This window comes from Micromonospora sp. NPDC049048 (genome assembly GCF_043197615.1).
GTDB lineage: Bacteria > Actinomycetota > Actinomycetes > Mycobacteriales > Micromonosporaceae > Micromonospora.
This window is the reverse complement of the sequence record NZ_JBICTM010000002.1, coordinates 187,851-200,037: the sequence shown is the minus strand read 5'-3', so window position 1 is coordinate 200,037 and position 12,187 is coordinate 187,851. Positions and strand designations below refer to the sequence as shown.

The following is a 12,187-nucleotide window of genomic DNA, read 5'->3' as shown; positions in this document are numbered from 1 at the left end:
GCAGTCGAGCCGTGGTCCTCGTGGACCACGGCTCGATCTCGTCTCAGAGCACCTGTAGGGCCGTGCAGAGCCAGCCGCCCCGGCGGTGCTCCAGGCGCAGGGCCATCGCCCAGGTGCGCCCGCCCGTGCCGGCGAGGACCGCGGCCACCTCGACGGCGGCGTCGCGCGGCTCGCAGACCCGCAGCCGACGCAGCCGTACGGCCGGCCGGGTCGAGCGGCGGCGGACCGGACCCGAGCGGGCGGTGGCGCGGGCCAGCTCGGGCAGCAGCCCGGCCGCCCGCGCCGGGTCGAGCAGGGGCCTGAGCTGGTTGGGCGGGCGGTAGCCGTTGAGCACCTCCAGGCAGGTGCAGACGAAGCGGTGCGCGGCCCGGGTCGCCTCGGGGGTGGCGGTCACCAGCGCGTCCAGCGGCAGCGGGGCGGTGGGGTGCCGACCGGGGCCGGTCGGCACCGGCCGCTGCCGTCGGCCGGGCGGCCGGTCGCCCTCGCGTCGGGCCGGCTCGAAGAGGTCGAGCACGAGCTGGGCGTGGCCCGGGGCCGGCCAGTGGGCGGCGTCGTCGTCGGTGAACGGCGGCTCGAACGAGGGCGCGGGGCGCAGCCGGACGGGGGGCCGCGCAGGCCCGGGACGACGGGGGTCGGCCATTCGTGAACCTCCCAGATTCCTGCGTTTGCCTTCGTTTGCCTCCGACAGGCTTCATTCTCGGGCACGGCAGAGCCCCCGGTCAATGCCCTTCGGGTCGGTCCGGTTACTCCGGGTCGCGCTCGGCCAGCGGGTTGCTCCGCACCCACTCGGCCGTCTCGGTGTACTTCCGCTCGATGTACTCCTCCAGCCGGGCGCGCTCCACGCGCCACTGGCCGCGGCCACCGATCTTGATCGCGGGCAGTTCGCCGCTGCGCACCATGTGGTAGACCTGCGAGTCCGACACGTTCAGCTCGGCGGCCACGTCGGAGAGCAGCAGGAACCTCGGCTCCACGAGAACCCCCGGGGTTGGCGTCGTTTGGTTCAGTTTGCCACCGACCGCCGACACGGCCCAGCCGGCGGGCGCGACCTGCGGCGACACGCCTCCCCGGACACACCGGCGGGACGCTTCCGCCCGGCAGGTGCGCGGTGTATGACGGTCACGGCATAGGGCATGATCGGCCAGGACCGGCGGAGGCCGGCGCAGGACCTGAGCGGGGGAGACGAGCGGTGACCGAGGAGCTTGTCCGGGTGTACGTGCCGGCGACCGTCCCGATGCTGACCCTCCTGCGCGGCTCGGGGTTGCCGGTGGCCGCCGCGCACGCGGTCACCCCCACGCTGCGCGAGTGGTACGCCGAGGGCGACGAGGAGGAGTTGGAGTACGTCGCCTTCACCCGGGCCGCCCAGGACGCGTTGCAGCTGCTCCGGGCCGACCCCGACGCGCCCCGCCGCCGGGTCGTCGTCTCGGTGGACCTGCCCGCCTCGACGGTGGGCCGGGGCGACAGCGAGCTGGGCTCCAGCGCGGTCGAGCTGACCGGCCCCGTGCCGGTCGGTGCCGTCGCGGCCGTCCACGTGGACGGCGCCGACGCGGTCGAGGACGTCTCCGCCGCGGCGGAGGTGGTCACCGAGGCCCTGGCCGGCGACGCGGACGCGCAGTTCACGGTCGACGGTGCCGAGGACCACGAGCTGGAGTGGTACGACGTCAGCGAGCTGGACCTGCTGCTCCGCGCCACGTCCTGACCCCCGCGCGCCGCCGGCGCGAGCGCACGCCGCGCGGCCCGGCCGGCGTCGAGGTCAGTCAGCGGGGGCGGCCTCGGTCGGCTCGTCGTCGTCGGCGTGAGCCGGCCCCAGGGTGCGGCCGAAGGCGATCATCGCGGTCAGGGCGCCGACGAAGAGCACCCAGATGGCGTTGTCGATCCGGGAGGTGCCCAGCGCGGTCTGCGCGACCGCGTCCGCCTCGCTCAGCGCGCCGGCCAGGTCGAGCAGGGACCGCCCGCCGACCCGGATGATCACCTCGGCCACGAGCAGGAGCAGGCCCGGGCCGGCCCCGGCCAGCAGGTAGGCGGGCCAGCGGGGCGCGGGCGCCGCCGCGTCGAGCCGGGCGGCCCGCCGGCGGGCCAGGGTCAGGTATCCGAAGGCCAACAGCCCGGCCACCAGGCCGGCGAGCAGGGACTCGGTGCGCGAGACCCACTTGGCCGCACTCAGCAGCGACTCCTGGCCGTCGCCGCTGCCGAACAGGTCGAAGAGCGGGTCGCGGGCCTGGCTGAAGGCCACCACGAAGATCAGCGTGCCGAGGGCGGCGGCCACCACGGCCCCGACCACGGGCCCGCTGCGGGCGCCGGCGACGGCCCCGCCGATGGTCGCGGCGGCGGCGGTGGTCGCGGCGATCACGTTGGTGGTCGCGTTGTCGGCGTACGTCAGGTTGATCGCGAACGCGGCGGCGAGCCCGACGAGCAGGCCCGTGGCGATCGCCGCCACGAAGCGCAGGGTGACCCGGTCGTTGCCCCGGCGGGCGAGCAGGTCGACGCCGAAGAGGGCGAAGCCGGCACCGGCGACCAGCGCGGCCGAGATCACCCCCGGCAGGGCGAACGCGGAGAGGCTGATGGCGGTGAGCCCGGCAGCCGCCGAGTTGATCACCTCGCGGGTCGACCAGAGCATCGCGGCCAACCAACCGAGCGCCAAAAGCGCGAGCACCGGCGCCCCGGGGGCGAGCACCCCCGTCGTCGCGTCCTGCACGTCGGCGGTCGGCACCGACCGGTCCGACTCCGCGGCGGCGGAGCTGCCGGGCTGCTTGGTCATCGTCTTCCCTCCGACGGACGCCGACCCCGGTGGGCCGGCAGTTCACCGGCCACCCAGCGTACGCGTCCACACGCCCCGCCCCCGCCGCCCGCCCCACGCCCGGCCCGCGCTCGACGGCGGTCCGGTCGGGTCCGAGCGGACGGCCGATCGACGAACCCGGGCGCGGGCGGGGAGGGCGGCCACGCGGCGGGCGCCGCTGGGGGCGGGGCGTGGAAGAATCGCGGAAGGTCCCACAGCCCGTCCGGCCAACCCGGCGCGGCGTCGGCGCCGGTCGTCCGGCCGGTGCCCGTGGGTCCGGTTTCGCCACCGCTGCCGAGATCGCCAGGAGCCTTGATGGACGCCGTGTTCTCCGTACCCGAGCCGCGCAACGAGCCGGTACGCAACTACGAGCCGGGCAGCACCGACCGGGAACGGCTCCAGCGGCGGCTCACCGAGCTGGCCGCCGAGCGGATCGACCTGCCGATGACCATCGCCGGCGAGCAGCGGATGGCCGGCGGCGAGTCGATCGACGTGGTGCAGCCGCACAGGCACGCGCACGTGCTCGGCGTCACCGCGCACGCCACCCACGACGACGCCCGCGCCGCGGTGAAGGCCGCCAAGGACGCCGCCCCGATGTGGCGGGCCCTGCCGTTCGAGGAGCGCGCGGCGATCTTCCTGCGTGCCGCCGAGCTGCTCGCCGGCCCCTGGCGGGACACGCTGAACGCGGCCACCATGCTCGGCCAGTCGAAGACCGCGATCCAGGCCGAGATCGACGCGGCCTGCGAGTTCATCGACTTCCTCCGGTTCAACGTGCACTTCGCGCGGGAGCTGCTCGAGGCGCAGCCGATGTCGTCGCCGGGGGTGTGGAACCGCTTCGACCACCGCCCGCTGGAGGGCTTCGTCTACGCGGTCACCCCGTTCAACTTCACCGCCATCGCCGGCAACCTGCCCTCGGCGCCGGCCCTGCTGGGCAACACCGTGGTCTGGAAGCCGGGCCCCACCCAGCAGTTCGCGGCGCACTTCACCATGCGGCTGTTCGAGGCGGCCGGTCTGCCCCCGGGCGTGATCAACATGGTCACCGGGCGCGGCGAGGAGGTCTCCGACGTCGTGCTCGCCGACCCGGACCTGGCCGGCATCCACTTCACCGGCTCCACGAAGGTCTTCCAGCACCTGTGGCGGACCGTCGGCGAGAACATCTCCCGCTACCGGGGCTACCCCCGGCTGGTCGGCGAGACCGGCGGCAAGGACTTCGTCGTCGCGCACACCAGCGCCGACGTCGACGCCCTGCACACCGCCCTGATCCGTGGCGCCTTCGAGTACCAGGGCCAGAAGTGCTCGGCGGCCTCCCGGGCGTACGTGCCGCGCTCGCTGTGGGAGGGCGGGCTGCGCGACCGGCTGGCCGCCACCACGGAGTCCCTCACCTACGGCGACGTCACCGACCTCAGCCACTTCGGCGGCGCGGTGATCGACGCCAGGGCGTTCGACCGGCACACGGCCGCGCTGGAGCTGATCGCCGGCGACGACGCCTGCCGGGTCCTCGCCGGCGGCACCGCCGACGACTCGGTGGGCTGGTTCGTCCGGCCGACGCTCTTCGAGTGCACCGACGGGGCGCACGAGACGTTCACCACCGAGTACTTCGGGCCGATCCTCGGCGTGCACGTCTTCGACGACGGCCGCTTCGACGACGTGGTCACCCAGGCCGAGTCGGTCGCGCCGTACGCCCTGACCGGGTCGATCTTCGCGACGGACCGCCGGGTGGTCGACGCGGTGGCCGAGAAGATGCGGTACGCCGCCGGCAACTTCTACATCAACGACAAGCCGACCGGCGCGGTGGTCGGGCAGCAGCCCTTCGGCGGCGCCCGGGCCAGCGGCACCAACGACAAGGCCGGCTCCTGGCACAACCTCGTCCGGTGGATGTCGCCCCGGACGATCAAGGAGACCTTCGTCGCGCCGACCGACCACACGTACCCCCACATGGGCTGAGGTGTGTGGAAGGGACCCTTCCGGACGCCTCGGGCGTGGGGAAAGGGTCCCTTCCTCGCCGACGGGCGGGGGTGGAGCGGCGGCGGTACGGTGGCCGCTGTGACCCACCCCACCCCCGCGCAGGATCCCCACTTCGGCGAGCAGGGTGGCCTGCTCACCTACACCGAATACCTCCGGCTGGCCGACCTGCTGGCCGCCCAGGTGCCGGAGTCCGATCCCGCGTCCCACGACGAACTGCTGTTCATCACCATCCACCAGGTCTACGAGCTGTGGTTCAAGCTGCTGCTCGCCGAGCTGACCGACGCCCGGGACCGGATGCTGGCCGGCGAGACCTACCTCCCCCGGGTGCGGCTGGAGCGCTGCCACGTGGTGGAGCGGGTGCTGATCGGCCAGGTCGACGTGATCGACACGATGACCCCGCAGGACTTCCTGGCCTTCCGCACCAAGCTCGCCCCGGCCTCGGGCTTCCAGTCGGCCCAGTTCCGGGAGATCGAGTTCCTCTCCGGCCTCAAGGACCCGGGCTACCTGCGCCGCTTCCGGGGGCTGCCCGACGCCGAGCGGGAGCGCCTGGAACGGCGGCTGGCCGAGCCGAGCCTCTGGGACGGCTTCCTGGCCGTGCTCGGCAAGGCCGGCTTCGACGTCGCCGAGGAGGAGTCGCGCTTCGCGGCGTACGCCACGATCGCCGGCGACCGGGAGCGGTTCGGGCCGCTGTGGGACCTCGCGGAGGCGCTGGTGGCCCACGACCAGGCGTGCTCGCTGTGGCGGGCCCGGCACGTGCTGATGGCCGAGCGGCAGATCGGCACGAAGCCCGGCACCGGAGGCTCGGCCGGCGGGGCGTACCTGCGCTCCCGGGTGGAGACCCGGTTCTACCCGGAACTGTGGGAGCTGCGTAGCCGACTGTGACCGTCCGGCGCCTCCCCGGCGCACTGTCTCGCGCCGACAGTGCACATAGGAACCCGACCGGGTGGTGAAAATGGCAAATCCTGGACGCCGCGTCGGCAAAGTGGCAGCGTAAGGGGCATGGCGGATTCGGGAGTCAACCCCACGGCGGCGGCCCTGCTCGGGCTGCTCCACGAGGGCCCCATGACAGGCGGCCAGTTGATGGCCGCCGCTGAGCGCCGGCTGGCGCCGTACTGGTCGATGACGCGCAGTCAGGTCTACCGGGAACTGCCGGTGCTGGCCGAGCGGGGCCTGGTCCGGATGGGCAAGCCCGGCCCGCGCTCCAGCCAACCGTACGCGCTCACAGCGGCCGGAAAACGGACATTCTCCCGCTGGCTGGCGGAGGAACCGGGGCGGGACACCATCCGTAACCCGATCGCCCTGCGCATCGCCTTCGGCGAGCTGCACTCGGCCAGCCAGCTCAAGAACCTCCAGGCCGCCGCCAACGACTACCACACCGAGGCCCTGGCCAAGGTCCGGGAGCAGGTCAAGAACGCCAAGAAGGAAGGCGACACGTACGACGCCAGCGCGTTGGAGTTCGCCGTCGCCTACCACAAGGCCGCCCTCTCCTGGCTGAAGAGCGCCCCGGTCGGCTGACGCCGGCACCTTTTCGGCTCGTGACTGTGGGCTGGCAGGGTCGCTCCTCGCACGAGCGGCATCTTTCGGCTCGTGACTGCGGGGCTCGCAAGCTCACTCCTCGCACGAGCGGCATCTTTTCGGCTCGTGACTGTGGGGCTCGCAAGCTCACTCCTCGCACGAGCAGTACCCTTGTCTGTCGTGACCGCTGCCGATTACGCCGAACAGCTCAAGGACCTCGACGCCACCCTGCGCAACATCGAGGCGGTGCTCGACATCGACCGGCTGCGCGCGGACAAGGACCGCCTGGAGCAGGAGGCCTCCGCGCCCGACCTGTGGGACGACCAGGCGAAGGCCCAGCAGGTGACCTCCCAGTTGTCGTACGTCAACGGCGAGATCAACAAGCTCGGCAGCCTCCGCTCCCAGCTCGACGACGCCAAGGTGCTGCTGGAGCTGGCCGAGGCGGAGTCCGACCCGGGGGTGCTCGCCGAGGTCGAGACGGAGATCGCCGGGCTGAGCAAGGCCATCGAGGAGATGGAGGTCCGCACCCTGCTCTCCGGCGAGTACGACTCCCGGGAGGCGCTCGTCGCCATCCGGGCCGGCGCCGGGGGCGTGGACGCGGCGGACTTCGCCGAGATGCTGCTGCGGATGTACCTGCGCTGGGCGGAGCGGCACGGCTACCCGACGGAGGTCTACGAGACCTCCTACGCCGAGGAGGCGGGCCTCAAGTCGGCCACCTTCACCGTCAAGGTGCCCTACGCGTACGGCACGCTCAGCGTCGAGTCCGGCACCCACCGGCTCGTCCGGATCAGCCCCTTCGACAACCAGGGCCGCCGCCAGACCAGCTTCGCCGGCGTCGAGGTGCTGCCGGTCGTGGAGCAGACCGACAGCATCGAGATTCCCGAGAACGAGATGCGGGTCGACGTCTACCGCTCCTCCGGCCCGGGCGGGCAGAGCGTCAACACCACCGACTCGGCCGTGCGGATCACGCACATCCCGACCGGCATCGTGGTCACCTGCCAGAACGAGAAGTCCCAGTTGCAGAACAAGGCGTCCGCGCTGCGGGTGCTCCAGGCGCGACTGCTGGAGCGCAAGCGCCAGGAGGAGCAGGCCAAGCTTCAGGGCCTGAAGACGGACGCGGCCGGCTCGTGGGGCGACCAGATGCGCTCGTACGTCCTGCACCCGTATCAGATGGTGAAGGATCTCCGGACGGAGCAGGAGACGGGCAACCCGACGGCGGTCTTCGACGGGGATCTGGACAAGTTCCTCGAGGCGGGCATCCGGTGGCGTAAGCAGCAGCAGTTGGCCGGCGACGCTGCGTGATCGACCGTGGGCGGAGCGCGTCATCGATCTTCCCGGTACGCCCGAATTGGATGACGCGACGCGCAACGGCGGGGCGCGGGGCTTGGCTCCTCGGTTACACCGCGTAGACTCACCACCCGTGATTCAGCTTGAGCAAGTGACGAAGACGTACCCGAAGGCGTCCCGGCCTTCGCTCGACAACGTGTCCGTCTCGATCGAGAAGGGCGAGTTCGTCTTCTTCATCGGTCCATCCGGCTCCGGCAAGTCCACCATCATCAAGTTGCTGCTGCACGAGGTCTCGCCCAACAAGGGTCGGGTCGTCGTCAACAGCAAGGACGTCACGTCGATGCGCTCCTGGAAGCGACCCCACTTCCGGCGTTCCATCGGCTGCGTGTTCCAGGACTTCCGGCTGCTGCCGAACCGCACCGCGTACGAGAACGTGGCGTTCGCCCTCGAGGTGATCGGCAAGACCAAGGCGGTCGCCCGCCGGGTCGTGCCGGAGGTTCTGGAGCTGGTGGGGCTCGGTGGCAAGGAGCACCGCTACCCGCACGAGCTCTCCGGTGGTGAGCAGCAGCGGGTCGCCGTCGCCCGGGCGTTCGTGAACCGTCCGCTGATCCTGCTCGCGGACGAGCCGACCGGAAACCTGGACCCGGACACCTCGATCGAGATCATGCGCCTGCTGGACCGGATCAACCGCACCGGCACGACCGTCGTGATGGTCACGCACGACTCCAACATCGTGAACCAGATGCGTCGTCGGGTCATCGAGATCGAGAGCGGCCGCATCGTGCGCGACCAGGCCCGCGGCGTCTACGGCTGAGCCGACGCCACCCCTGCGCAGCCTGACGACGAACACTTCATGCCGGAGACCCGGAGGAAAACCCGATGCGCATGAAATACGTCCTGTCCGAGGTACTGGTCGGACTGTGGCGCAACGTGACAATGACCATCGCGATGATCATCACGATGGCGGTGTCGCTCACCATGCTCGGCGCCAGCGGTCTGATGTACCGCCAGGTCGACGACATGAAAGACCTGTACTACAAGAACATCCAGGTCTCCATCTTCCTCGACCAGGAGGTGAGCCCCGAGCAGCGTGACGCGCTGGCCGCCAAGCTGGAGGGCGACCCGCTGGTCAAGGAGAGCATCTTCGTCAACAAGGACGAGGCGTACAAGCGCTTCCAGGAGATGTTCCAGGACGCCCCGGACCTGCTCAGCGCCGTGAAGGCGGACAGCCTGCCCGAGTCGTTCCGGCTCACGCTGAACAACCCGGAGCAGTACAAGAGCATCTACGACCAGTACAAGGACACGGAGGGCGTCGACGAAATCGTCGACCAGAGCCGGCTGCTGGACAAGATCTTCGACATCCTCACGTCGATCCAGAACATCGCCCTCGCCGCCGCGGTCGTGATGGCCATCGCCGCGCTGCTCCTGGTCGCCAACACGATCCAGGTGGCGGCGTACAGCAAGCGGCGTGAGGTCGCGGTCATGAAGCTGGTCGGCGCGTCGAACTGGTTCATCCAGGCGCCGTTCGTGCTGGAGGCCGTGGTCGCCGGCCTGATCGGCTCGCTGCTCGGCCTGGTGGCCCTGATCGCCGCCAAGTACCTGCTGTTCGACGGGTCGCTCCAGGCGCTGCAGGGTCTGCTCTCCCCGGTGAGCTGGGGCGACATCCTGTTCATGTTCCCGCTGATGGCCGGCGTCGGCGGCCTGGTCAGCGCGGTCACCGCCTGGGTCACGCTCCGCTTCTACCTGCGGGTCTGACGCCGTACGGCTCGACGGGGCCCTTCCGCGCCGGAATAAACGGCGCGGGAGGGTCCTTGTCGTTCGGGTAGCATGATCTCCGCCCCGCGGCCGGTCACGTCCGGCGCGGATCACCGCAGAGGGGGTGGCGCCGATGCCACGGGAAAAGGGACGCAAGGTCGTCGCCTCCAACAAGAAGGCCCGGCACGACTACTCGATCCTCGACACCTACGAGGCGGGCATGGCGTTGACCGGCACCGAGGTCAAGTCGCTGCGGGCCGGGCGCGCGTCGCTGGTCGACGCGTTCGCGCAGGAGCGCAACGGCGAGCTCTACCTGCACGGGATGCACATCCCGGAGTACACGCAGGGCACGTGGACCAATCACGAGCCCCGGCGGACCCGCAAGCTGCTGCTCAAGCGGCTGGAGATCGACCGGCTGATCGGCAAGACCCGCGAGGGCGGCCTGACCATGGTGCCGTTGCAGGTCTACTTCTCCGACGGCTGGGCGAAGGTGGAGATCGCCCTGGCGAAGGGCAAGAAGTCGTACGACAAGCGGCAGGACCTCGCCAAGCGGGACGCGGACCGGGAGATCGCCCGGGCCGCCGGCCGGCGCGGTAAGGGCATGGATGACTGAGGTGTCCGTCCTGTCCGGTTCGGCGCGCCCGCCGGGGGCTCGGGATGAAACCCGTTGCGGCAGGCGTTACGCTTGTCAGTGCCGCCACATCGGCGGCCTGTCGAGGGGGTGACTGGTTTCGACTTCGTACGCAGCGACAGGGGAAGCGAGCCGAGGAAGCCGACGTCGTCTCGAGAATCGGTCGTCGGAAACCAATAAGCGCCAAGAACAATCGCGCTGACTTCGCTCTCGCCGCCTGAGGCGAGTAGTGAGTCTGTCGGCCTGGGAGCGCCTTCGACCCAGTTAGCCGGCATCAGCTAGAAGGCTGGCCAACCGGACCCGGTCGCGGGGTCCGTGCGGCGAGATTAATCAGCGACTGGGCCCGTCACACCGACTCGCTCGCGTGATCGGAGGGGCCGAGTAGAGGCACAGCGAGCTGCGCTCGGAGAAGCCCTGACAAACCGGCGAAGGACCCGGGTTCGATTCCCGGCACCTCCACCACCAGACGATGCGCCCCGGTCCACCGGACCGGGGCGCATCGCCGTATCCGGCAGCCGCTCGTCCCGCCCGACGGGCTGCCCGACCGGCCAACCGTGGCGGGACGGCCCCGCCGCCCCGCACGGTCGGCGGCCAGTGGCCCGCGGACGCGGTCAGCGGCCGTGGCCGTTGTGGCAGTTGGGACGGCCGTGTCCGCTGGGACGGATGAGGCGGCCGGCCCTCTGGACAGGGCCGAGGCGCTGGGGCCACCATCGCTGTACGCGGTCAGACGCGAACGCGGGAGGTGCCCATGGTCACCGGTCCGATCCAGCAGCCGCCCACCCTCGCCGGGAACACCCGGCCGCCCGACCCACGCCGGCCAACTGATCCGCGCCGGCCGGCCGCCACCCCGCTCGGGGACCTGCACCCGCTCGCCCGGGCCCTGGCCGCCGCGCCGGCCGAACCACGCTGGCGGGAACACCTCCTCGGCGGGCTGGGCAACGTGCGGCGGGGCTTCGCGGAGCACGTCCGGGTCACCGGGGGGCCCACCGGCCTCTACGCGGAACTGATCGGCCAGGCGCCCCGGCTGGCAGGGGCGGTGCGCCTGCTGGACCGCGAACACGTCGCCATCACCACCGCGCTGAGCGCCTTCCAGCAGGCGGCGGAGGCACCGGACGCCCCGGTCGGCGACCTGCTCGACCGGGCCGTGCACCTGCTGCGGGCGCTCGACGGGCACCGGCAGCGCGGCGCGGACCTGCTCTGGGCGGCGTACGAGACGGATCTCGGCGGGGAGACCTGATCCGCGGGAACCGGCGTGGGCGTACCGGCGTCAAACCGACATGCGCCGTACCGCCGCCCTGCTGGGCCTTCCGCTTCTGATGATCGTCGCCGGGTGCGCGCCGGCCGGCTCCGACCCCGCCGTCGACGCGCCCGGCACCGACCCGCGCCAGGACGCCTTCGTCCAGCGCGCCACCGAGGTGGCCGACGCGTGGCGACCGCCTCCCGCGTGGAAGTCCGGCTACGTGCCGTTGCAGGACCCGACGGTGCTCGTCGGCGACCCCCGGTTCACCGGGGAGACCAAGATCGCCTTCAGCAACGGTTGGTACCGCGACCAGATCGAGCTGCCGACCGCGAAGCCCGCCGACAGCACCATCCGGTTCCCGGACGGCACGTTGACCGTCCCGCTGGTTCCCGCGGCAACCGCCTACGGGCAGCTCGACCAGGGCGACCCGCCGCCGTGCGACGGCCGCCCGAAGGCGCCCACCGAGCCGAAGCTCCCCGGGGGCGGACCGACCATCGAGCCAGGACCCGACGGTCCGGTGAGCAGCAACGCGCAGACCGCCTGCGTACCGCTCACCGTCACAGCCGTGAAGCTGGGCACCGCGCCGGTGCGCACCAGCCGGGGCGAGGCGCAGGTGCCGGCGTGGCTGTTCACCGTCGAGGAACTCGCCGTGCCCGTGGCCCGGCTGGCCGTGGCGCCGCAGGCCGTCACCGCCCCGCCCGAGCCGGCCCCGCCGGCCGACCCGGCCCCCAAGGGCCTGGTCAGCGCGCAGGACGTCCAGTCCGTCGACGGCACCGAGCTGACCTGGCGGCTCGGCGTGGGCAGCTGCGACACCGGGATCACGCCGTTGGTGCAGGAGCGCGACAACGTCGTGGTGGTGGGCGGCAGCGTGATCACCGCCACCGGTGTCTGCAACGCGATGCTGAAGCTCGAACCGGTCACCGCCAGGCTGAAGGCGCCGCTGGGCGACCGGCCGGTCCTCGACGCGCTCACCGGAGCGCCACTGCGGCTCGCATCGAGCTGACGGGAGCGTGCCGCCCGG

The 12,187-nt window shown here is 71.8% G+C and carries 13 protein-coding genes and 1 other RNA gene; 11 read left to right on the top strand and 3 right to left on the bottom strand.

Annotated features, from left to right (window positions below; all coding sequences use genetic code 11):
• Positions 1–43 precede the first annotated feature (43 nt).
• Positions 44–640 (bottom strand): Rv3235 family protein, encoded by a 597-nt coding sequence (locus ACGFIG_RS06340; RefSeq protein ID WP_392999832.1) that lies wholly within the window; start codon positions 638–640, stop codon positions 44–46.
• Positions 641–743: 103 nt separating this feature from the next.
• Positions 744–971 carry a helix-turn-helix domain-containing protein gene (locus ACGFIG_RS06335; protein ID WP_392999830.1) on the bottom strand — a complete coding sequence of 76 codons (228 nt, stop codon included), beginning with the start codon at positions 969–971 and terminating at the stop codon, positions 744–746.
• Positions 972–1,186: 215 nt separating this feature from the next.
• Here ACGFIG_RS06335 and ACGFIG_RS06330 point away from each other — a divergent pair, with 215 nt between their 5' ends.
• Positions 1,187–1,696 carry a DUF6912 family protein gene (locus tag ACGFIG_RS06330; protein WP_392999828.1) on the top strand — a complete coding sequence of 170 codons (510 nt, stop codon included), beginning with the start codon at positions 1,187–1,189 and terminating at the stop codon, positions 1,694–1,696.
• A 54-nt stretch (positions 1,697–1,750) separates the two neighbouring features.
• Here ACGFIG_RS06330 and ACGFIG_RS06325 read toward each other — a convergent pair whose 3' ends face one another.
• Complete coding sequence (locus ACGFIG_RS06325; protein ID WP_392999826.1) at positions 1,751–2,755, bottom strand: hypothetical protein; 1,005 nt, start codon at positions 2,753–2,755, stop codon at positions 1,751–1,753.
• Between the two features lie 333 nt (positions 2,756–3,088).
• Here ACGFIG_RS06325 and pruA point away from each other — a divergent pair, with 333 nt between their 5' ends.
• From pruA to ACGFIG_RS06275, 10 genes are all read left to right on the top strand, one after another.
• Complete coding sequence (pruA, locus tag ACGFIG_RS06320; protein ID WP_392999824.1) at positions 3,089–4,717, top strand: L-glutamate gamma-semialdehyde dehydrogenase; 1,629 nt, start codon at positions 3,089–3,091, stop codon at positions 4,715–4,717.
• Positions 4,718–4,816: 99 nt separating this feature from the next.
• Entirely contained in the window at positions 4,817–5,620 is an 804-nt protein-coding gene (locus ACGFIG_RS06315) for a tryptophan 2,3-dioxygenase (protein WP_392999822.1), read from the top strand.
• A gap of 117 nt (positions 5,621–5,737) precedes the next feature.
• The gene (locus tag ACGFIG_RS06310; RefSeq protein ID WP_392999820.1) at positions 5,738–6,253 is read left to right on the top strand and encodes a helix-turn-helix transcriptional regulator; all 516 of its coding nucleotides are present in this window, start codon (positions 5,738–5,740) and stop codon (positions 6,251–6,253) included.
• A gap of 180 nt (positions 6,254–6,433) precedes the next feature.
• Positions 6,434–7,555 (top strand): peptide chain release factor 2, encoded by a 1,122-nt coding sequence (gene prfB, locus ACGFIG_RS06305; protein WP_392999818.1) that lies wholly within the window; start codon positions 6,434–6,436, stop codon positions 7,553–7,555.
• A gap of 118 nt (positions 7,556–7,673) precedes the next feature.
• Entirely contained in the window at positions 7,674–8,354 is a 681-nt protein-coding gene (gene ftsE, locus ACGFIG_RS06300; RefSeq protein ID WP_089001878.1) for a cell division ATP-binding protein FtsE, read from the top strand.
• A gap of 65 nt (positions 8,355–8,419) precedes the next feature.
• On the top strand, positions 8,420–9,295 hold the full coding sequence (gene ftsX, locus ACGFIG_RS06295) for a permease-like cell division protein FtsX (protein WP_392999816.1): 876 nt from the start codon (positions 8,420–8,422) through the stop codon (positions 9,293–9,295).
• Positions 9,296–9,428: 133 nt separating this feature from the next.
• A complete protein-coding gene (smpB, locus tag ACGFIG_RS06290) occupies positions 9,429–9,908 on the top strand; it encodes an SsrA-binding protein SmpB (protein ID WP_357455108.1) in 480 nt (159 codons plus the stop codon).
• A 104-nt stretch (positions 9,909–10,012) separates the two neighbouring features.
• Positions 10,013–10,388, top strand: a transfer-messenger RNA (tmRNA) gene (gene ssrA, locus ACGFIG_RS06285).
• A gap of 286 nt (positions 10,389–10,674) precedes the next feature.
• A complete protein-coding gene (locus ACGFIG_RS06280; RefSeq protein WP_392999814.1) occupies positions 10,675–11,163 on the top strand; it encodes a hypothetical protein in 489 nt (162 codons plus the stop codon).
• A gap of 40 nt (positions 11,164–11,203) precedes the next feature.
• On the top strand, positions 11,204–12,169 hold the full coding sequence (locus ACGFIG_RS06275) for a hypothetical protein (protein ID WP_392999812.1): 966 nt from the start codon (positions 11,204–11,206) through the stop codon (positions 12,167–12,169).
• Positions 12,170–12,187: the final 18 nt, after the last annotated feature.

Coding starts and splice junctions, on each gene's coding strand:
- pruA (WP_392999824.1), top strand. CDS start 3,089: ATGGACGCCGTGTTCTCCGTACCCGAGCCGCGCAACGAGCCGGTACGC.
- ACGFIG_RS06340 (WP_392999832.1), bottom strand. CDS start 640: ATGGCCGACCCCCGTCGTCCCGGGCCTGCGCGGCCCCCCGTCCGGCTG.
- ACGFIG_RS06275 (WP_392999812.1), top strand. CDS start 11,204: ATGCGCCGTACCGCCGCCCTGCTGGGCCTTCCGCTTCTGATGATCGTC.
- ACGFIG_RS06280 (WP_392999814.1), top strand. CDS start 10,675: ATGGTCACCGGTCCGATCCAGCAGCCGCCCACCCTCGCCGGGAACACC.
- ftsX (WP_392999816.1), top strand. CDS start 8,420: ATGCGCATGAAATACGTCCTGTCCGAGGTACTGGTCGGACTGTGGCGC.
- smpB (WP_357455108.1), top strand. CDS start 9,429: ATGCCACGGGAAAAGGGACGCAAGGTCGTCGCCTCCAACAAGAAGGCC.
- ACGFIG_RS06325 (WP_392999826.1), bottom strand. CDS start 2,755: ATGACCAAGCAGCCCGGCAGCTCCGCCGCCGCGGAGTCGGACCGGTCG.
- ACGFIG_RS06310 (WP_392999820.1), top strand. CDS start 5,738: ATGGCGGATTCGGGAGTCAACCCCACGGCGGCGGCCCTGCTCGGGCTG.